The organism is Kitasatospora sp. NPDC042419, assembly GCF_056437345.1.
In genome coordinates this window covers 173,127-193,042 of the sequence record NZ_JBWKAW010000005.1, presented here as the reverse complement: position 1 = coordinate 193,042, position 19,916 = coordinate 173,127, and the positions used below count along the sequence as shown (strand labels likewise).

The window sequence follows — 19,916 nt, the reverse complement described above, 5'->3', positions numbered from 1 at the left end:
GGATCATCTGATCATGCACACGTGTCTGTGGATAACGCGGCGCACACCACCGCCCCGATCGGGCATGCTGCCGCCGACCGTCCGGAACCGATCGGAAGGAAGACCGCCGTGCGCCCCGCCCTCAAGCCCGCCCTCTCCCGCAGCTGGCGGGACTCGGACACCCTGCAGTTCGGCACCGTCTCCCGGCACGCCGGCGTGCTCGCCCACGCCGACCAGGCCCTCTGCGACTTCCTCGGACTCGTCGACGGGACGCGCGACCGCCCCGCCCTGCTGGCCGAGGGCGAGCGGACCGGCTTCGGGCGCGCCCCGGCCGACACCGTGCTCGACCTGCTGGAGGAGGCCGGGGTGCTCGACGACGCCGAAGCGGCCGACCGGGCCCTCGCCCGCTTCCCGCAGCCGCACCGCGAACTGCTCGGCCCCGACCTCGCCTCGCTCTCCCTGATCCATTCGAGCCCCGGCGCCGCACCGGCCGTCCTGGCCCACCGGGTCGACCAGGCGGTGGAGGTGCGCGGCGCGGGCCGCGTCGGGGCGGCACTCGCGGCCGTGCTCGCGGCGGGCGGCACGGGAGCCGTCAGCGTGGTGGACTCCGGCCGGGTCACCCCCGGGGACTGCTCGCCCGCGGGCCTGCCGCCGAGGGAGGTCGGGCGGCTGCGGACCACCGCCGCCCGCGAAGCGGTCGACCGGGCCTCGGCCCGGCCGCCGGCCCAGCGCAGCCGACGGCCGAGACCGGGGCTGCCCGACCTGGTGGTGCTGGCGCCCCGGGACGGCAGCGGGGCGTTCGCCGGCGGCACGCCCCAGGCCCGCGAGCTGCTCCGGGCCGGGGTCCCGCACCTGTACGTCGGGGTGGTGGAGGAGTTCGGGGTGGTCGGTCCGCTGGTCGTGCCGGGTGCGTCGGCCTGCGGCCACTGCCTGGTGCTGACCCGGGAGGACGAGGACGCGGCCTGGCCCCGCATCCTCGCCCAGCTCGCCGACGACGGGCCCGGGCGGGCCCCGGCACCGGCCTGCGACACCGCCCTCGCGACCGCGGTCGCCGGACTCGCGGCGCTGCACGTCCAGGTGTTCCTGGACGGCGGCCGGCCGCCGAGCGTCGACGGCTGGTGCGAGGTCTCCGCCGTCGACGGCATGCCGCGCCGTCTGCGGCTCAAGGGCCACCCGGACTGCGGGTGCCTCTGGCGGCCGACCCCACCGAACTGAGCCCGCGAAGCGCCCGCTCCCGGCACCCGACGACGGGTCACGGACGCGAGGGAGAAGGGTGCTCAAGGGGCGTGGGTGGCGGGTGGGTGGGACGGGGCGGGGGCTGGTCCCGAACCGGGGAACGGCCGCTCCGAACCCCCCGTCCCCCACCCGCCCCCTGCGCTACTGTGACGTCGGCCACCCGGCCGACAGCCGGACGACGGCCCCTCCCACCGATCGCAACGCTCGTGCACGACCTCACCGAAAGGTCCCGGCATGATCACTCGCAGATCGCTCCTCGGCGGCGCCGGCGCGCTGGCCCTCCCGCTGGCCGCGGCCACCGCCCTCCCGGCCGCCGCCACCGCACCCGACGCCCGGCGGCGGCGCTGGTCCCGGCTGGCGGCCCGGTTGCACGGCACCCTCGTCCGCCCCGGCGACCCGGCCTACGGCACCGCCAAGCAGATCGGCCAGGCCCGCTTCGACGCCGTCGAACCGGCCGCCGTCGCCTACTGCGCCGACGAGGCCGACGTCTCGCTCTGCCTCCGCTACGCGCAGGACCACGACCTCCCGATCGCCGTCCGCGCCGGCGGCCACAGCGGCGGCGGATACTCCACCGGCACCGGCCTGGTGATCGACGTCTCCCGCCTCGACTCGGCCGCCGTCACCCCCGACGGCAGGGCGACCTTCGGCGGCGGCACCCAGCTGGTCGACGTGACCAACGCCGTCGCCCCGCGCGGCCTCGCGGTCTCCGGGGGGTTCTGTCCCACCGTCTCCCTGGGCGGCTTCCTGCAGGGCGGCGGGATCGGCCTGCTCACCCGGCACGTCGGCATCTCCAGCGACAAGGTGACCTCCGCCCGGGTGGTGCTGGCCGACGGCCGGACGGTCACCGCCTCGCCCGACGAGCACGACGACCTGTACTGGGCACTGCGCGGCGGCGGTGGCGGCAACTTCGGCGTCGTCACCTCCTACACGGTGCAGCCCGTCCCGCTGACCACGCTGACCCTCGCCAACCTCACCTGGACCTTCGACCACGCGGTCGACCTGCTCGACGCCTGGGCGCACTGGCTGCCCGACGCCCCGCGGACCCTGGGCGGCGGGGCCGTGGTCGGCCTGCCACCCTTCCCCGGCGCGTCCCCGTTCGTCTCGGTGCTGATCGGCTCGGTCGGCACCGAGGCCGAGCTGTCGGCGGAGATCGGGCGGCTGGTCTCGCTGGTCGGCGCCGTCCCGGCCACGCGGAACAGCTTCACCGCGCCCTACCTCTCGGTCATGATGGGCCTCTACGGCTGCGGTTCCCACACCCGGGACCAGTGCCACCGGGCGGGCACCGGTCCGGCCGCCGTGCTGGCCCGGCCGACCGCCGCGGTGGACCGGGGCCGGCTGTTCGACGGCCCGCCGCCGCGGGCGCTCTGGGACGCCGCGGTCGGCCGCATCGACGGCGACCGGCAGACCGGCCACCAGCGGATGGTCCAGCTGAGCGCACTGGGCGGCGCGGCCAACGACCCGGCGCGGACCGCCACCGCGTACGTCCACCGCGGGGCGCAGTTCAACGCGAGCTTCGGCGCGGTCATCGCCACCGGCCCGGTGGACCAGGCCGCCGTCGCGGCCGCGCGCAGCTGGGCGGACGGCGGGTTCGCGCTGCTCGACCCGCACTCCAGCGGCGAGAGCTACCAGAACTTCATCGACCCGGGGCTGCCGGACTGGCAGCGCGCCTACTACGGGGAGAACTATCCGCGGCTGGTCGGGGTCAAGCACCGGTACGACCCGCACCGCCTGTTCTCCTTTCCCCAGGCCATCGGCACCCGCCCGAGGCCGGGCGCCCAGGGCTGAGGCACCGCCGGGGCCGGGGGCGGACGGCGGGAGCCCCCCGGTCCCGGGCGGGGTGCGCAATCCGGCCGGGGCCGGGGCGGCGAGCGGGCACAATGGCGTATGACAGCCGGCCTCCGCTGCGGGGGCCGGGGGCGTGTCGATTGGAGGCCCGGGTGAGCGATCTTCCGCGCAAGGCAATGACCCGCACGGCAAGACTCGCCGCCCTGCCGTTGGGGATAGCCGGCCGGGCCACCCTCGGGCTGGGGAAGCGGATCGGCGGCCGGTCGGCCGAGGTGGTGACGGCCGAGCTGCAACAGGCCACCGCCGACCAGCTGTTCAAGGTCCTGGGGGAACTCAAGGGCGGGGCGATGAAGTTCGGGCAGGTGCTGTCCGTCTTCGAGGCCGCACTGCCCGAGGAGGTCGCCGGCCCGTACCGGGCGGCGCTGACCAAGCTGCAGGACGCCGCGCCGCCGATGCCGGCCGCCACCGTGCACACGGCGCTGGAGCAGCGGCTGGGCGCGCACTGGCGGGAGCTGTTCCGGGAGTTCGACGACCGGCCGGCGGCGGCCGCGTCGATCGGACAGGTGCACCGGGCGGTCTGGCACGACGGCCGCGCGGTGGCGGTCAAGGTGCAGTACCCGGGGGCGGGGGACGCGCTGCTGGCGGACCTCTCGCAGCTGAGCCGGGTGGCCTGGCTGCTGGGCCCGCTGATTCCGGGTCTGGACATCAAGCCGCTGATCACCGAACTGCGCGAGCGGGTCGCCGAGGAGCTGGACTACGAGCTGGAGGCGCAGGCCCAGCAGCGCCACGCCGAGGAGTTCGCGGGCGACCCGGAGATCGTGGTGCCGGGCGTGGTGGCGCAGGCCGACCAGGTGCTGGTGTCGGAGTGGATGGACGGCACACCGCTCTCCGAGGTGATCGCCAACGGGACCCAGGAGGAGCGGGACCGGGCGGGCCGGTTGCTGGCACGGTTCCTGTTCGCCGGTCCGTCGCGGACGGGGCTGCTGCACGCCGATCCGCACCCGGGCAACTTCCGGCTGCTGAAGGACGACGGCCCGGTGGAGGGCTGGCGGCTGGGGGTGCTGGACTTCGGGACGGTCGACCGGCTGCCCGGCGGGTTGCCGGCGCCGATCGGGGCGTCGTTGCGGATGGCCCTGGCCGGGGACGCGGCGGGTGTGCTGGCGATGCTGCGGGAGGAGGGCTTCGTGAAGCCCTCGATCGAGCTGGACCCGGACGCGGTGCTGGACTACCTGCTGCCGATCATCGAGCCCGCGGCGGTGGACTCGTTCCACTTCACCCGGGCGTGGATGCGGGCGCAGGCGGCGCGGATCGCCGATCCCCGGTCGCCGGCGTACAACCTGGGCAAGCAGTTGAACCTGCCGCCGTCCTACCTGCTGATCCACCGGGTGACGCTGAGCACGATCGGGGTGCTCTGCCAGCTGGGGGCGAAGGCGCCGTTCCGGGCGGAGATGCTGGAGTGGCTGCCGGAGTTCGCGGAGGAGCGGCCGGCCCCGCCGAAGCGGCGGGGGCCGGCGAAGAAGGACTGAACCGCGTCGCAGGACGCCGGGTCGCGCGGAGGGCGCGGGCAACGGGTGAGAACCCGGGGGCCCGTGCCCTCCGCGCGACAACGGCCGCAGGCCGCTCCCCGGATTCGGGGGGCGGCCTGCGGCACGACGGGGGTCCGGTGGTGACCGGGGTGGTGCGGGCGGTGCGACGTCGTCGCGGGCGCCTACATCAGGGCGACGGCGAGGGCCTTGCGGGCCCGCAGCGAGGCGCGTTCGGCCTTCTGCTTGAGCCGGTGGGCCCGGGCGACCCGGACGACGAGTCGTTGGTGCTCCGCCTCCTGGAGGCGCTCTTGCATATGCGCACGAGCCAGGGATTCGTGGAGAAGTTGCATTTCGAGGGTCCTGTTCTGGATCTGACGTTCGGTGGTCTGCTCTGCGCGGACGGTGGGATCGATGGCGGCGGCGGTCATGTGGTGGTCCTGCTCGTGGTGCGTTGTCGGGAAGGGGTGGACGCGGGCCGTGTCGGCCTTGGCTGCGGCTATGCGTACGGAGCGGCGGAGGATGCTGTCCAGCGGGGGCTGCTCTCCCCGGCGAACGGCCTCGGCTCCGGACGCGGGGTTCACGCCGCGACCTCGGTCTTGCGCGGGCGGCCACGCGGCCGCTTGCGGGCCACGACGACACCCTGGACGAAGAGCTCGCCGCCCCAGACGCCCCAGGGCTCGCGGCGCTCCAGGGCGCCGGCGAGACAGGCCTCCTTGACGGGGCAGGTGCCGCAGAGGGACTTCGCGTACTCGACGTCGGCGGGCGTCTCGGCGAAGAAGACCTCGGGGTCGAAGGCGCGGCACGGAACGGGGAGGCCGAGCTCCTCGGCCTGGTCGATCGAGGTGATCTGCATGGGGGAAACCTCCGGGGGGTCGGCCTGGTCGGCCTTGATCTGGCTTGTCGGCGGTACGGACGGGGTGGGCGGCGTGATGACCGTGGACACTGTGGGCGTCTTCCTCGTCTTCTCAGTGGGTCCGGCTCAGCTGACTGGTGGGGCTGGGCCGGAGGCCCCGGAGGGCCTGGGTGGTCTTGCGTACCGGACAAAACAGAAGGGCCGCGGATCCCGGTGTGACGGGTTCCGCGGCCCTGGAGGTGCCGACCTGAGACTGGCTCAGGTTCGTTCTCTCCAGGGTTCAGGGCCGCGGAAGGCCTGCATCCGGATGGCCGTGGCGCCGATAAAGGCGGCCATGGCCTGCTTGATCTGCTGCTCGTTCTGCTTCTGGGCGTTTCCGGCACCGATGACCTGCGCATAGCCGCCATGCTCGGCGACGGCTACGGCTGCCTTCGGTGCCTGGGTCGGTCGCTCATCACGCAGGGAGCGCGACGTGTCGACCGACGCCCAGTCACGGGACAGACCGCTCTCGACACTGGTGCCGTCGAGGTCGCCGCCCTTGATGCCGGTGCTGCCGAGGTCAGTGTGGCCAAGACCACTGACAGCGAGGGCGGGGGTGGCGGGAACGACGGAGACACCGCTGGTGTCGAGGCCCAGACCGGTTCCGCACAGCTCAGCGAGGGCCCGCAGGCGGGCAGCACGCAGCGAGGCGGCGTCGACGGTCTGGCCAGTCATTTTGGTGATCATGATGGTTCCCACGTCATTCGCCTCCTCTCGGCGTCTCGCGGAGCCTGGTCTCCCGGGCTCCGAACTGTTCGGATGTCTGTCTCGGTGAAGCTGGTCGAGCGTGGAGCTGGTCAAGCTGTTCAAGCTGGTGGGTGCAGGGGAGTGTGGCACAGGCGTCACCCCGTGCGACCGCGTCCCCTTGACCGCTCCGGCAGGCTATTGCGCTCCCGGTATGGCGCGCAAACTATTTTTCCGGCGAGTTTCCCGACGGTCTCCTCGGCGCCTCGCGACGCCGGCTGTGATCGCCCCGGACCGGCTCAGGCCGGTTCGTCCGACCGGCCGTCCTCGACGTCCCCCGGATCCTCCTCGGGCTCCTCCCCCGCACACAACGAGAGCACGGCGGCCCCGTATTTGTCCAGCTTCATGGCACCGACCCCGGAGATGACGGCCAGCTCCTGGCGGGTGCCGGGGACGTCCTCGGCGATGGCCATCAGGGTGGCGTCGGTGAAGACGACGTAGGCCGGGGCGCCCTGCTTGCGGGCCTGGGCGGCCCGCCACTCGCGCAGCCGCTCGTAGAGCGCCTCGTCCATCGTGGACGGGCAGCTCTCGCAGCGGCGGAGCTTGCGCTCGACGGCCTCGGTGAGGGCCCGGTCGCAGACCCGGCACTTGACCGGTCCGCGGGCCCGGCGGGCGGCGGAGCGCTCGCCCGGCTCGACGCCGCCGCGCCCGCCGCGCCCGGCGGAGCGGGTGCCGGGGGCGCTGGAGCCGGGGCGCAGGCCGTCGAGGAAGCGGCTGGGCTTGCGGGAGGCCCGGCCCCCCGGGGAGCGGGAGAGCGCCCAGGAGAGGGAGAGGTGCTTGCGGGCCCGGGTGACGCCGACGTAGAGGAGGCGGCGCTCCTCCTCGATCTGCTCGTCGGTCTTGGCGTAGATGATCGGCAGGGTGCCCTCGGTGAGGCCGACGAGGAAGACGGCGTCCCATTCGAGGCCCTTGGCGGCGTGCAGGGAGGCCAGCGTGACGCCCTCGACGGCGGGGGCGTGCTGGGCGGCGGCGCGGGCGTCGAGCTCGGCGACGTAGGCGGCGAGGTCGGCGGCCAGGCCCTCGGCGGTCCGGGTGCGCTCGAACTCCTCGGCGAGGCGGACCAGCGCCGCGAGGGACTCCCAGCGGTCGCGGACGGCCCCGGAGCCGGCCGGCGGCTCGGCGGTGAAGCCGCGGGTGGCGAGGACGGCGCGGACCTGGCCGGCGAGGTCGGGGGCGTCGTCGGTGAGCGGGTCGGAGCCGGCCCGGGCGGCGCCGCGCAGCAGGACGCCGGCGTCGCGGACCTCGGGCCGTTCGAAGAACCGCTCGGCGCCCTTGAGCTGGTAGGGGACGCCGAGGTCGGCGAGGGCCTGCTCGTAGACCTCGGACTGGCCGTTGGTGCGGAACAGGACGGCGACCTCGCTGGCGCGGACGCCGGCGGCGAGGAGGTCCTTGATCCGGCGGGCTGTGGTCTCCGCCTCGGTCGGCTCGTCCTCGTACTCGGTGTAGACGGGCTCGGGGCCGGCCTCGCGCTGGGAGACGAGTTCGAGGCGGTGCCGGGCGGCCTCGCCGCGGGCCTGGGCGAGCAGCCCGTTGGCGAGGTGGACGACCTGCGGGGTGGAGCGGTAGTCGCGGACCAGCTTGACGACCGTCGCCTCGGGGTGGCGGGTGCGGAAGTTGAGCAGGTAGTCCGGGGTGGCGCCGGTGAAGGAGTAGATGGTCTGGCTGGCGTCGCCGACGACGCAGAGGCTGGCGCCGCCGCCCGGGCCGGTCCACTGGTCGAGGAGGCGCTGCTGGAGCGGGGAGACGTCCTGGTACTCGTCGACGGTGAAGTGCCGGTACTGGGACCGGACCTGGTCGGCGATGTCGGGGCGGTCCTCCAGGATGGCGGCGGTGAGCAGCAGGACGTCCTCGAAGTCGATGACGCCGCGGCGGGTCTTGGCCTCCTCGTAGACGCGGTAGACCTGGGCGGTCTCGGCCGGGTCGCGGGGGGCGTCGCGGCCGGACTTCTGGACGGCGGCGGGGTAGTCGTCGGGGCCGATCTGGGTGACCTTGGCCCATTCGACCTCGGCGGTGAGGTCGCGCAGTTCGGTGCGCTGGACGCGCAGGCCGCAGCGGCTCGCGGCCTCGGCGACCAGCTGGACCTTGCGCTCCAGCAGCTGCGGGACCGGTCCGCCGACGGCGCGCGGCCAGAAGTACTGGAGCTGGCGGAGGGCGGCGGCGTGGAAGGTGCGGGCCTGGACGCCGTCGGCGCCGAGCTGGCGCAGGCGGCCGCGCATCTCGCCGGCGGCGCGGGCGGTGAAGGTGACCGCGAGGACCTGCTGGGGCTGGTAGACGCCGCTGCGCACGCCGTAGGCGATGCGGTGGGTGATGGCCCGGGTCTTGCCGGTGCCGGCTCCGGCGAGGACGCAGACGGGCCCGTGCAGGGCGGTGGCGACGGCCCGCTGTTCGGGGTCGAGCCCGGCGAGGACCGCGTCGGGACCGGTGGCGTCGGGGTGGCCGGACCGGTCACTGCCGTGGTCGTCGAACGGGATGCCGCTCAAGAGGTCTTCCTGCATGCGTTCCATCCTCTCAGTCCGCTCGGACAACCGTGGCGGGGTTGTCCACAGGGGCGGTGTGATCGCAGGATGATCGCCGCGCGGGCCGGCGGGTTGTCGCACTCGGGGGCGCGTTCGGTCCGTCGCGCGCCAGGGGTGCGCCTCCCTACGACCTCGCGGAACCGCGCGGGACCGCCGGTCGGGGCGCGGAATGACCGCCGTGCGGCGGACGTTCTCCCCCTGGAACCGTACGCCCCCTCTCTCTTTCGAAGGAGTCCCCTCGATGTCCGGCAGCGTGACGATGTACAGCACGACCTGGTGCGGCTACTGCAACCGGCTCAAGAGCCAGCTGGACCGTGAAGGCATCGGCTACACCGAGATCAACATCGAGGAGGACCCGGCGTCGGCGTCCTTCGTCGAGTCGGTGAACAACGGCAACCAGACCGTCCCGACGGTGCTCGTGCAGCCGGCGGGCGGCGGCGAGCGGGTCGTGATGACCAACCCGAGCCTGATCCAGGTGAAGAAGGCCCTGGCCGCCTGAGGACCGCACGGCCCGGGTGCGCGCGCTACGGCGCGTCCGCCCGGGCCGGGTCGACGGGGGCGGCCGGTGCGGGCAGCGAGGCGCGGGCGGCGAGGTCGCCGACGCCGTAGACCAGCCGGCTGCGGTCGGCCGAGTAGCGGGTCTCGATGACCCGGACCGGTCCGCGCCGGTCGTAGGTGACCCGGGTCTGGACCACCAGCGGCACGCCCGGGCCGCCCTGGAACCACTGGGCCTCCTCGGGGCCGGGCATCCGGGCGATCAGGTGGTCGACGGCGCCGATCTCGGTGCGGCCGAGGGCGGCGAGCACCGCCTCGTCGCCGCCGTCGATCTGGTCGGGCTCCATCAGCGGGGTGCCGGCGGCGAGTCCGGCCCGGTAGTGGCTCTCCTCGATGGAGTACGGCTCGCGGTCCAGCAGGCGCAGCTGGCGGCGGACCACGATGGCCTCGCCGGGGCGCAGGCCGAGCCGCTCGGCGATGTCGATCCGGGCCCGGACGATCATCATCTCGAAGTCGACGGTGAGCTCCCGCCCGGCGTCGGCGGCCTCGCCGCGGTAGACGGCGCTGGGGACGGCGAGGCAGTCACGCGGGCCGTCCTCGGCCGCGAAGGACCCGAGGACCCCGGCGGACCCGGCGGACCCCGGAGCCCCGGAGGCCCCGGCGGAGCCGGACCCCGGCCCGGGGATGCCTGGTCCGCCCGCGGCGGCGGACGGGCCGCCCCCGCCCTGGAGGCCGCCGCCGCGGACGTCGCGGCCGGGGGCGGGCCCGTAGGCGCGGTGGTCGAGGACGGGATGTTCGCGCAGGTAGGTCCCCTTGCCCTGGAGCCGGACCAGGCGGCCTTCGTTGACCAGCACGTCGACGGCCAGCCGGACGGTGTTGCGGGCCACCCCGTACTGGCGCTCCAGTTCGCTCTCGACCGGGAGGGCGGCCTCGGTGGTGAACTCGCCCTCGGCGATCCGGCGGCGCAGGTCCGCGGCGAGGCGCTGGTATTTGGGGGATTGGGCGGTGCCCCGTGGGATTGTCACCCGAGTGAATGTAGCGAGCGCGGCGACGGGCTTTCAGGCGTTTACGGCAAAGTCGCCCGGTATCGGTGACGGCGGCCGCCGCTCGCGCGGGTGCCGTACTGGACAGGGCCGCTCCGATTACGAACATCGTGGGGAGACGGGTTCGGAAAGAAAATTGGGGGCGCACGGAGCCAGTCCGCGCGCCCCCAATATCGAGAACGCTTCAATCCGCCGGAATTACCAGCGGGCCGCCGACGGCAGCGGCTCCCCGTACCAGAGTTCGACCAGGTGCCGGGCGATCGAGATCCCCGACGGCGGCAGGATCTCCCCCGCCGCCATCCCGGCCCGCAGCTCCTCCCGGGAGAACCAGCGCGCCTCGGCCAGCTCCTCGCCGTCCACGGTGATCGCGGTGCCCTCCGGGTCCGCCTTGCCCATGAAGCCGAGCATCAGGCTGGACGGGAACGGCCACGGCTGGCTGGCCACGTAGGAGACCTCGGCGACCCGCACCCCGGCCTCCTCGTGCACCTCGCGGACCACCGCCTGCTCGATCGACTCCCCCGGCTCGACGAAGCCGGCCAGGGTCGACCAGCGGCCCTCGGGCCAGAGCGCCTGACGGCCGAGCAGGCAGCGGTCCTCCTCGTCGGTGATCATCATGATCACCGCCGGGTCGGTGCGCGGGTAGTGCTCGGCCGCGCAGGAGGTGCACCGCCGCACGTGCCCGGCCCCGGCCTTCTCGGTCGGGTGGCCGCAGCGCGAGCAGAAGCTGTGCAGCCGGTGCCAGTGCTCCAGTGCGACGGCGTGCACCAGCAGCCCGGCGTCCCGGTCGGAGAGCAGCGCACCGACCTCGCGCAGCCCGGCCGGGCGGGCGTCGCCGTCCAGCCGGCCCGGCAGGCTCTCGCCGGCCAGCGCGAAGTAGGAGACGCCCTCCTCGTCGGTGCCGAGGAAGTACCGGTCGCCGGTCTGCGGCGCCTCGAAGGAGGGCATCAGGACCAGCTCGGTCCCCTGGCCGCTGTCCACCACGAAGGCCTCGCCGCCGGCGATCGGCAGTACCTTGGTGCTCGGGTGGCTCCAGGCGGCCGCCAGCCAGGGCTCGTCGAACCGGTGCTGGGCCGCCCGGTCCACCCCGGCCCGGGCCAGCGCCAGGTGCAGCGGGCGTTCGGTCTCAGGCACGGTGCTCAACTGTTCCATCCCCACGTGATGAGTCTTCCGGACGGTTCGGGTTCACTCGCTCGTGCTGCCCGGCCGCCAGCTCTCGGCCAGGTCGGCCCAGAGGTAGGCGGCCGTCTCCACGCCCTTGGCCAGCAGGTCCAGCTCGACCTTCTCGTCGACCGAGTGCCAGCCGTCCGAGGGCACCGAGATGCCGAGGAACAGCACCGGCGCGCCGAGCACGTCCTGGAGGTCCGCGGCCGGGCCGGACCCGCCCTCGCGGGTGAAGAGGATCTTCTGCTCGAAGGCCCGCCCCATCGCCCGGACGGTGGACTGCAGCGCCGGGTGGTCGAGCGGGGTCAGGCACGGCCGGGTCGCGCCCGGGAAGACCAGCTCGTAGCGGATGCCCTCCGGCACCCGGTCGGCCACCCAGGACCGGACGGCCTCGCGGACCTTCTCCACCTCCTGTCCGGCGACCAGCCGGAAGGAGAGCTTGAGGTGCGCCGAGGAGGGCACGATGGTCTTGCCGCCGGGGCCGGTGTAGCCGCCCCAGATGCCGTTGACCTCGGCGGTCGGGCGGGCCCAGATCCGCTCCAGGGTGGAGTAGCCGGCCTCGCCGGTGGTGCCGTACGACTTGGCGACCTTCAGCCACTGCGCCTCGTCGAAGGGCAGCTCGGCGAAGAGCTCGCGCTCACGCTCGGTCAGCTCGATCACGCCGTCGTAGAAGCCGGGGACGGCGACCCGGCGGTCGGCGTCGTGCAGGCCGGCGGCCAGCTCGGCGGCGACGGCGGCCGGGTTGGGCACGGCCCCGCCGAACGAGCCGGAGTGGATGTCGGTGTCCGGCCCGTACAGGTCGATCTGGGCGTCGGCCAGACCGCGCATGCCGGTGCAGACGGTCGGCGTGGTCTCGGACCACATCCCGGTGTCCGAGATGATCACCACGTCGGCGGCGAGCCGGTCGGCCTCGCGCCGGACCAGGCCGGCGAAGTTCGGCGAGCCGGACTCCTCCTCGCCCTCGACCAGCAGCTTGAGGTTGACGGCCGGCGCGGTGCGGCCGGTGGCGGCCAGGTGGGCCCGCACCCCCAGCGTGTGGAAGAAGACCTGGCCCTTGTCGTCGGCGGCGCCGCGGGCGAACAGCTGCTTCCCGACCACCGTCGGCTCGAACGGCTCGGTCGCCCAGCCGTCCTCCTTCGCCGCCGGCTGCACGTCGTGGTGCCCGTAGACCAGCACGGTCGGGGCGGACGGGTCCCCGGACGGCCACTCGGCGAAGACCGCCGGAAGGCCGTCCGTCTCCCACACCTCGGCCACCGGGAAGCCGGTGTCGCGCAGCTTCGCGGCCAGCCACTCGGCGGAGCGGCGCACGTCGTCGGCCCGGCCGGGATCGGCGGAGACCGAGGGGATGCGGAGCCAGTCGGCGAGGTCCGCGAGGAAGGCGGCCTGGTGCTGGTCGATGAAGGAGCGGACGACGCTGTCCGGGGTTCTCGTCATACGGACGACTTTAGTTCGCCCGTGCGGGTCGGACAGGCCCCGATCCCGGCCGGTGGACACCGGAAGGCCTGTAACGTCCGTCACCCCCGGCCGCACGGAGACGGCGGCCGGGGGTGACGGGGGCGGGGCGGGGTGCCCGGGAGACGTCCCGGGCGGGGCACCCGGACACGGGTGCCGTCCGGGCGGGGAGCTCAGCCGGAGCGGCGCAGCAGCGAGATCCGCGAGCGGGTGAGCAGCGCGGCCAGCCCCACCGCGAGCAGCGGCAGCACCACCACGGTTCCCACGACGTTGAGCCAGGGGAACACCACGATGCCCTTGGCAGCCTCCTCCTGCAGGCTCATCCCCGGGTAGGCCATCGAGGCCGCCTCGACCTTGCGCAGCGCCACCGCGGGCACGATCCCGGCGGCGGCCCCGAGCAGGGCGCCCATCGCGGCGATGACCCCGCACTGGAAGCCGGAGAGGGTGCGCCGGATCCGGGGTGCCGCGCCGACCGCCGCGAGGGTGGTCAGGTCGCGCTGGGAGTCGGCGGCCGCGAGGCCGGTGGCGATGCCCGCGGCGCCGAGGGCGACCAGGCCCGCGAAGCCGGTGAGCCCGAGGCTGACCAGGTCGCCCTCCGAGCGGTAGCCGCGTTCGACCTCGAAGTCGGTGCCGTCGGACAGCTTGGCGAGGGCGCCGCGGGCCTTCTGCTCGGCCCGGTCGGTCGGGGCGGCCTCGGGCAGCCAGACCGAGCCGGAGTCGCTGGTGGTGAGGCCGAGCCGGGCGGCGGTCTCGGAGGTGAGCACGACGTCACCGCCGGCCTGGACCGGCACCGCGACGTGGACGGCCTCGACGGTGACCGGGTGGACGACCGGCTCCGTGTCGGGGGTGGGCGGGTGGTTCGGGTCGTCCGGCTCGGTGAGTTCGAGCGTGATCTTCCCGTCCTTGATGTAGCGCTGGTCGAAGACCACCGCCTTGCCCGCGGCGAGCGCCTGCGCGCCGGCCGGGTCGGTGGAGCCGTAGAGGTTGTGCAGCAGGTTGGCGTCGCCCGCCTGGACCCCGCCGAAGACGCTGCCGTGCGAGATCGTCGCCTGCCTGCAGCGCGGGTCCTCGCGCAGCAGCCGCTCGGTCTCGCCCTCGATCATGACGGACCGCCGGCCCCAGACCGGGCAGCGCAGCTCCTCGGGCAGGACGACGGCGACGTGGCCGCAGGCGCCGCCGCGCACCATGCAGTCGCCCTTGTAGTTGACGCGCCCGACGTCGGCGCGCTTGCCGAGGGCGGGGATGTTGTCCTGGACGGCGCCGCGCAGCCGCGGCAGCATCGAACCGTCGGCGGCGGCGCCCCAGCCGCTGGCCACGATGACCGCGTTGGCGGGGCCGGAGGCGGTGTACTCGCGACGGTGCTGCTCGTCGCTGCTGGCCACGTAGACGCCGACGGCCACGGACCCGGCGACGGCGGCCATCACGGCGGCGACGGCGGGCGCGGTGCGGCCGCGGTGGCGGACGGAGTCGCGCAGCGCGAGGCGGGGGCCGAGCGGCAGCCAGCGGCCGATCCGCCCGAAGAGGCCGACCAGGTAGGGAGTGAGGGCGACCATGCCGAGTTCGGCGACGACCGAGCCACCGAGGACGGCCATCGAGCGGCTGCCGAAGCCCCCGGTCGCGCCGAACAGGGCGAGGGCGGAGCCGGCGCCGAGCATCGTCAGGCCGAGCAGGGCGAGCTTGCGGCTCGGCGGCTTGAGGCTGTCCCGGCCGGTGAGCGCGGCCACGACGTCCTGGCGGGAGGCCTGGACGGCGGGGACGACGGCGGCCAGCAGGCCGGTGACCAGGCCGATCAGCAGGATGCCGGCCAGGTCGAGCGGCTGCAGGTCGAAGTGCCCGAACCGCTTTCCGGCGGAGCCCTCGGCGTAGCCCCGCAGCAGGGCGACCAGGCCGATGCCCGCGGCGAGGCCGACGGCCGCGCCGGTGAGGCCGAGGACGACGCCGCCGCCGAGGACGACGGCGCGGACGTTGGCGCGGTCACCGCCGCCGGCGGCGAGCAGGCCGAGCTGCCGCCGGGAGCGCCGGGCCCCGACGGCGAAGGCGGGGCCCGCGAGGAGCACGATCTCCAGCAGGGCCATGCCTACGACGGTCGCCAGGATGACGACGGAGGTCTTGTCGAAGAACGGGGTCGCGCCGCCGCCCTGGCTGTCCTGGTAGGCGTAGAACGGCACGTCGGCGCGGGCCGGCGGGTCGAGCAGGACCGCGCGGGAGCTGACCGTGAAGCCGTACTTGTTGAACTCCAGGACCTTGGGCCAGTCGACGGCGGTCCCGGCGGGGAGCTTGACCAGCCAGCGGTCCTCGCCGTCGGACGAGGGGCCGCGCCCGCCGCGGGACTGCTCGGCGCCGGGCAGCTTGGCGAGCGGGGTGATCAGGGCGCCGGGCCGGCCGATGACGGTGGAGGCGCGCAGGTCGCCGGGGTACTCGGCGACGCCGGTGATGGTGAAGGGGGTGGCTTCGAGGCCGCGCGGGGAGGTGTGCCCGCCGAGGCTCAGGCCGGAGCGGTCGAGGAAGTCCCGGGTGACGGCGACCTCGTGGTCGGCGCTCGGGGCCCGGCCCTCGACGACGTCGACCCGGCCGCGCCAGACCGGGTCGGCGAGGTCGGCCTCGACGATCCGGACGTTGGTGAGGCCCTCGCGGGTGCTGGCGGCGGTGTAGGGGCCCTGGCGCACCGGGACGAGGGTGGCGCCGGACGGCAGGAGCTGCCTCACGAGTTCGGCGGGCTCGGTGTCGAGGCTGCGCCGCTGCTCGGGGGTGTAGCTGGGCTGCTCGCCCGGCTTCTTGGCGTCGTCGGGGCTCTCGATGTGGAAGTCGTTCTCCGGGTCCGGCGCCTGGAGGACGAGGGAGCCGCGTTCGAGCATGCGGATCTCGGCCGCGGACTGGCCCATGGTGCGGACGACCTTCTCGCCCGGGTCGAGTTCGGCGCTGCGGAAGACCACGTCGGCGCCGGCGACGCCGAGGACGGGAAGGGCGACCATGGCGACGACGAGGGCGCTGCGGCCCTTGGCGCGCAGGGCGTCACGGCGGGCGATGCGCAGGGCGACCCGCCAGGCGCTGAGCTTCACCGCTCCACCGGGCCCTTCGCGTTCGCCGCGGCGGCGACGAGGAGGCTTCCGGCGTCCTGGCTGACGCTCTCGTCGACCATGCGGCCGTCGCGGAGGAAGACGACGCGGTCGGCCCAGGCGGCGTGCCGGGGCTCGTGGGTGACCATCATGGCGGCGGCGCCGGCGTCGCAGCGGGCGCGCAGGACCGCGAGGACCGACTCGCCGGTGGTGGAGTCGAGGGCGCCGGTGGGTTCGTCGGCGAGGACGAGGCGGCGGTCGCCGATGAGGGCGCGGGCGATGGCGACGCGCTGCTGCTGGCCGCCGGACATGTCGTCGGGGAAGCGGTCGGCGAGCTCGGGGATGCCGAGCTCCTCCAGGGCGGTGAGGGCCTCGCGGCGGGCGGCGCGGCCGGAGAGGCCGTCGAGTTCGCGCGGGAGGGAGATGTTCTCGGCGGCGGTGAGCGCCGGTATCAGGTTGTAGTCCTGGAAGACGTAGCCGACGGAGCGGCGGCGGACCTCGGCGAGGCGCTTGCGGTCGAGTCCGCCGAGGGCGACGCCCTCGACGAGGACCTGGCCGGTGCTGGGGGTGTCCAGGCCGCCCGCGAGGGTCAGCAGGGTGGACTTGCCGGACCCGGAGGGGCCCATGACGGCGACGAACTCGCCGGGGTGCACCTTGAGGTCGACGCCGCGCAGCGCCTGGACCTCGGCGGCTCCCTGCCCGTGGACGCGGGTGACGTTGTCCAGGTGCAGGACCGCGTTGCGGCCGTTCCCGGTCGGATCGGTGTGGGACACACTTCCCCCTGCTGTGAAGGGGCCCGCCGCTCGCGTGGTGCGGCGGACCGGTGGTTCGTGGGTCCGTACGGTGTGGTCGGGTCCGTACGGGGTGGGCCGCCGGGGCGGCTCAGGTCCTGGTGCGACGGCGTCCGAGCCGGGAGGCCGGGGGCGCGGGCTCGTTCTGCCGGTTCTCGGCGGCGCGGGCCTGTTCGACCTCGGCGCGCCGGGCGAGCCGGGTCTCGCAGTGGTCGAGCCAGCGGACCTCGGCCTCGGTCTGGAAGATGAGCTGTTCGAGGACGAGCAGCCAGGCGAGGTCGGCCCCGCCGGCGTCGTGCCCGGCGGCCTCGGTGCCCGCGAGGGCGCGGGCCTTGAGCCGGGTGTAGTCCTGGAGCGCCTTGATGCTGTGCCGGCGCTGGCCCTGGACGACGGCGGGCACGTCGACGCCCGGGACGGTGACGGCCATCGCGAGCTTGATGGCGAGTTCGTCGCGCGGCGGGTTGGTGCGCGGCACCGGGCTGTCGAACCAGGTCCGCAGTTCGGCCCGGCCGGCGTCGGTGACGGCGTAGAACTGGTGTCCCTCGTCGTCCTCCCCCGCGGGGACGACCAGCCCGTCGCGCTCCAGGCGGGCGAGGGTGGTGTAGACCTGGCCGACGTTGAGCGGCCAGGTGGCGCCGGTGCGCGCCTCGAACTCGGTTCGCAGCTGGTAGCCGTAACGCGGGCCCTGGTCGAGCAGGGCGAGCAGGCCGTGACGGATGGACATACCGAGTATGTATACCGGGTATGCTCGACGGGTCAAGCCGGACGGGTCGGGGCCGCGGCCGCGCACCGGCCCCCGGCGAGCGGGTACCGTCGTGCGGTGTGAGCCAGTTGCGCATCGCCACCTTCAATCTGCTGCACGGTCAGCCGCTCGCCCCGGACGGCGCCCCCCGCCCCTACCCGGCCGACCCCGGCGGGCCGCTCGCGGAGGCCGTGGCCGCGCTGGACGCCGACGTGCTGGCGCTCCAGGAGGTGGACCGCCACCAGGCCCGCTCCGGCGGCACCGACCAGGCCGCCGTCGCCGCCAAGGCGATGGGCGCGGCCGACTGGCGGTTCGCCGCCGCCCTGCACGGCCGGCCGGCGCCGGTGGCCGGCTGGGTGCCCGACCTCTCGGCGCCCCCCGGGATCCGGGTGTACGGGCCGGGCGAGGTCGGCGACGACGCCCCGCCCTCGTACGGCACGGCGCTGCTGACCCGGCTGCCGGTGCTGCACTGGCGGGCCCGCAGGTTCGCGCCGGCGCCGTTCGGGCTGCCGCTCCGGGTCGCCGGGAGGCGTGGGCTCACGCCCGTCCCGGACGAGCCGCGGGCCGCGCTGGCCGCGGTGCTGGAGGGCGGGCGCGGACCGTTCACCGTGGTGGCGGCGCACCTGTCGTTCGTGCCGGGCTGGAACATGGCGCAGCTCGCCGGGATCCGGCGCTGGATCGCCGACCTGCCGCAGCCCTACCTGGTGCTGGGCGACTTCAACCTGATCGGCGCGGTGCCGCGCACGGTCCTCGGTTCGGCGGCCGCGCTGGACCGCACCGCCCCCCGGGAGAAGGTCCGCGAACTGCGGGCGGCCCGGCGGGCCCGGCCGCAGTTCACCGACGCCCGCCGGCGCCGGGTGCGCGAGCCGCGGCCCCGGCTGCAGGGCTGGTACGACCTCGCCCGCACGCCCACCTACCCGTCGCACCGGCCGGCGGTGCAGTTCGACCACGTGCTGGCGATCGGCGTGCCGCGCGCCGCCGTCGGCCCGGCCGCCGCCCCGAGCACCGGGGTGTCGGACCACCGGCCGCTGGTGGTGGAGGCCTCGCTCTGACCGACCGGCCGCCTGACCACCTGACCCGGTCCGGGCAGGCGGTCAGGCGGTCAGGCCGGCGGGCAGCAGGGGCCGGGGCCCGTCACTGCCGGGAGAACTGGCCGTTCTGGTGCGGGACGTGCGGGACGGGTGCGGCCGGGTCGGGGCGGTCCGCGACCGGCGGCGGGTCGTACTGCAGCAGCAGCATCGCCGCGTCGTCGCCGAGTTGGCGGCCGACGTGGCGGACGACGTCCTCGTGCAGGCGCCGCAGCACGTCGACCGGGCGGCCCTCGGCGCAGACCGGGAGCCGTTCGGCGAGCGGGTAGAAGACACCCGCCCGGTCGCGGGCCTCGATGACGCCGTCGGTGAACAGCAGCACCCGGTCGTCCCGGCGCAGCGGCACGCGGTGCACCGGCGGCCGGACGTCGGCCGGGTCGAGGACGCCGAGCGGGGGCACCGTCTCGGCGAGTTCGAGCGGCCGCACGGGCTCGGTGCCGCGCAGCAGCAGCGGGGCGGGGTGGCCGCAGTTGACGATCTCGGCGGTGCCGTCGGACCGGACGCCGATCAGGACGAGGGTGACGAACTCCTCCTCCACGCCCGGGTGGTCGTTCTCGTGCAGGGCGCGGTCGAGGCTGACGGCGAGCCAGCCGGCCACCCGGTCGAGCGCGGCCTCCTGGTGGGCGGCCTCGCGGAAGGCGCCGAGCACGGCCGCGGCGGTCTCCACGGCGCCGAGCCCCTTGCCGCGGACGTCGCCGACCACCGCCCGGACGCCGTGCCGGGTGTTGACGACCTCGTAGAGGTCACCGCCGATCCTGGCGTGGGCGGCGGCGGCCTCGTAGTGGACGGCGGCCTTGACGGTGCCGACCCGTTCGGGGACGGGCCGCAGCAGGACCCGGCGGGCGATCGAGGCGACCAGTTGGGCGTCGGCGAGCAGGCGCTCCTGGCGCAGCCGCAGGGTGGCGCTGACCCAGCCGATCGCGGCGACCAGGACGATGGCGAAGACGGTGGCGCTGTGCACGGACTCGCCGAGCACGTCGTTGTGGAAGGCCATCAGGAAGGCGGCGGCCTCGGTGCAGGCGCCGATGGCCAGCGGGTACCAGGTGCGCCGGCTGACCACGGCGGCCAGTGCCGGGACGGCGGTGAGCGCCGGTTCGACGGTGACCGCGGCGTCGGTGAAGTAGTCGAGGACGACGACCAGCGCCATGCCGATGAACGGCAGCGTGAGTGCCGTCCTCGGCCAGGTGCCGGTCGCGCCGGGTGCGGTTCCCGGGGTCGGTCCGGCGAACCGTTCTCTGATCCATCCGGTCGCGCTCAACTTCGGTCTCTCCAGCAGAAGACGCCGGTGCCCGAGGGGCACCTGCGGTGATGACTGAGGGTTAGGGAATGCGGGCCTCGCTGGCGGCCGGAGTACGGGGGTTGACCGGTTACCGACCCCACAATAGGCGCGAAACGTGCACTACGCACAGG

At 74.8% G+C, this 19,916-nt stretch carries 16 protein-coding genes; 5 read left to right on the top strand and 11 right to left on the bottom strand.

Going from position 1 to position 19,916, the window contains the following annotated elements:
• Positions 1-108: 108 nt before the first annotated feature.
• The 3 genes from AC067J_RS12985 (at position 109) to AC067J_RS12975 (ending at position 4,526) form a co-directional block, all read left to right on the top strand.
• A complete protein-coding gene (locus tag AC067J_RS12985; protein ID WP_478298483.1) occupies positions 109-1,194 on the top strand; it encodes a ThiF family adenylyltransferase in 1,086 nt (361 codons plus the stop codon).
• A gap of 255 nt (positions 1,195-1,449) precedes the next feature.
• Positions 1,450-3,000: an FAD-binding oxidoreductase gene (locus tag AC067J_RS12980; protein ID WP_478298481.1), complete on the top strand. Its 1,551-nt coding sequence runs from the start codon at positions 1,450-1,452 to the stop codon at positions 2,998-3,000.
• Between the two features lie 152 nt (positions 3,001-3,152).
• Positions 3,153-4,526 carry an ABC1 kinase family protein gene (locus AC067J_RS12975; protein WP_478298479.1) on the top strand — a complete coding sequence of 458 codons (1,374 nt, stop codon included), beginning with the start codon at positions 3,153-3,155 and terminating at the stop codon, positions 4,524-4,526.
• A gap of 182 nt (positions 4,527-4,708) precedes the next feature.
• Here the strand turns inward: AC067J_RS12975 and AC067J_RS12970 are convergent, their stop codons facing one another.
• From AC067J_RS12970 to AC067J_RS12955, 4 genes are all read right to left on the bottom strand, one after another.
• Positions 4,709-4,954: a hypothetical protein gene (locus AC067J_RS12970; protein ID WP_478298950.1), complete on the bottom strand. Its 246-nt coding sequence runs from the start codon at positions 4,952-4,954 to the stop codon at positions 4,709-4,711.
• 149 nt (positions 4,955-5,103) lie between these two features.
• Positions 5,104-5,418 (bottom strand): WhiB family transcriptional regulator, encoded by a 315-nt coding sequence (locus AC067J_RS12965; RefSeq protein WP_478298948.1) that lies wholly within the window; start codon positions 5,416-5,418, stop codon positions 5,104-5,106.
• Between the two features lie 219 nt (positions 5,419-5,637).
• The gene (locus AC067J_RS12960; RefSeq protein WP_478298478.1) at positions 5,638-6,117 is read right to left on the bottom strand and encodes a hypothetical protein; all 480 of its coding nucleotides are present in this window, start codon (positions 6,115-6,117) and stop codon (positions 5,638-5,640) included.
• A gap of 284 nt (positions 6,118-6,401) precedes the next feature.
• Complete coding sequence (locus AC067J_RS12955) at positions 6,402-8,666, bottom strand: ATP-dependent DNA helicase UvrD2 (protein ID WP_478298476.1); 2,265 nt, start codon at positions 8,664-8,666, stop codon at positions 6,402-6,404.
• A 253-nt stretch (positions 8,667-8,919) separates the two neighbouring features.
• On the opposite strand from AC067J_RS12955, the gene AC067J_RS12950 reads away from it, so the two are divergent.
• Positions 8,920-9,177, top strand: a complete 258-nt coding sequence (locus AC067J_RS12950; protein ID WP_478298474.1) for a mycoredoxin — start codon at positions 8,920-8,922, stop codon at positions 9,175-9,177.
• Positions 9,178-9,202: 25 nt separating this feature from the next.
• Here the strand turns inward: AC067J_RS12950 and AC067J_RS12945 are convergent, their stop codons facing one another.
• From AC067J_RS12945 to AC067J_RS12920, 6 genes are all read right to left on the bottom strand, one after another.
• Positions 9,203-10,198: a GntR family transcriptional regulator gene (locus AC067J_RS12945; protein WP_478298472.1), complete on the bottom strand. Its 996-nt coding sequence runs from the start codon at positions 10,196-10,198 to the stop codon at positions 9,203-9,205.
• A 216-nt stretch (positions 10,199-10,414) separates the two neighbouring features.
• Entirely contained in the window at positions 10,415-11,365 is a 951-nt protein-coding gene (nudC, locus tag AC067J_RS12940; RefSeq protein WP_478298470.1) for an NAD(+) diphosphatase, read from the bottom strand.
• A gap of 33 nt (positions 11,366-11,398) precedes the next feature.
• The gene (locus tag AC067J_RS12935; protein WP_478298468.1) at positions 11,399-12,811 is read right to left on the bottom strand and encodes a dipeptidase; all 1,413 of its coding nucleotides are present in this window, start codon (positions 12,809-12,811) and stop codon (positions 11,399-11,401) included.
• 191 nt (positions 12,812-13,002) lie between these two features.
• Positions 13,003-15,888 (bottom strand): FtsX-like permease family protein, encoded by a 2,886-nt coding sequence (locus tag AC067J_RS12930; protein ID WP_478298467.1) that lies wholly within the window; start codon positions 15,886-15,888, stop codon positions 13,003-13,005.
• Complete coding sequence (locus AC067J_RS12925) at positions 15,885-16,658, bottom strand: ABC transporter ATP-binding protein (RefSeq protein WP_478298465.1); 774 nt, start codon at positions 16,656-16,658, stop codon at positions 15,885-15,887. The genes AC067J_RS12930 and AC067J_RS12925 overlap by 4 nt, the downstream gene beginning before the upstream one ends.
• A 109-nt stretch (positions 16,659-16,767) precedes the next feature.
• Positions 16,768-17,400: a PadR family transcriptional regulator gene (locus tag AC067J_RS12920; RefSeq protein WP_478298463.1), complete on the bottom strand. Its 633-nt coding sequence runs from the start codon at positions 17,398-17,400 to the stop codon at positions 16,768-16,770.
• Positions 17,401-17,498: 98 nt separating this feature from the next.
• Here AC067J_RS12920 and AC067J_RS12915 point away from each other — a divergent pair, with 98 nt between their 5' ends.
• Positions 17,499-18,470, top strand: a complete 972-nt coding sequence (locus AC067J_RS12915) for an endonuclease/exonuclease/phosphatase family protein (protein ID WP_478298461.1) — start codon at positions 17,499-17,501, stop codon at positions 18,468-18,470.
• Between the two features lie 82 nt (positions 18,471-18,552).
• Here AC067J_RS12915 and AC067J_RS12910 read toward each other — a convergent pair whose 3' ends face one another.
• Positions 18,553-19,764 carry a PP2C family protein-serine/threonine phosphatase gene (locus AC067J_RS12910; protein ID WP_478298459.1) on the bottom strand — a complete coding sequence of 404 codons (1,212 nt, stop codon included), beginning with the start codon at positions 19,762-19,764 and terminating at the stop codon, positions 18,553-18,555.
• Positions 19,765-19,916: the final 152 nt, after the last annotated feature.

Bases quoted from the DNA above. Each gene is read 5' to 3' on its own strand.
- nudC (WP_478298470.1), bottom strand. From the start codon at position 11,365: ATGGAACAGTTGAGCACCGTGCCTGAGACCGAACGCCCGCTGCACCTG.
- AC067J_RS12935 (WP_478298468.1), bottom strand. From the start codon at position 12,811: ATGACGAGAACCCCGGACAGCGTCGTCCGCTCCTTCATCGACCAGCAC.
- AC067J_RS12980 (WP_478298481.1), top strand. From the start codon at position 1,450: ATGATCACTCGCAGATCGCTCCTCGGCGGCGCCGGCGCGCTGGCCCTC.
- AC067J_RS12920 (WP_478298463.1), bottom strand. From the start codon at position 17,400: ATGTCCATCCGTCACGGCCTGCTCGCCCTGCTCGACCAGGGCCCGCGT.
- AC067J_RS12955 (WP_478298476.1), bottom strand. From the start codon at position 8,666: ATGGAACGCATGCAGGAAGACCTCTTGAGCGGCATCCCGTTCGACGAC.
- AC067J_RS12970 (WP_478298950.1), bottom strand. From the start codon at position 4,954: ATGACCGCCGCCGCCATCGATCCCACCGTCCGCGCAGAGCAGACCACC.
- AC067J_RS12950 (WP_478298474.1), top strand. From the start codon at position 8,920: ATGTCCGGCAGCGTGACGATGTACAGCACGACCTGGTGCGGCTACTGC.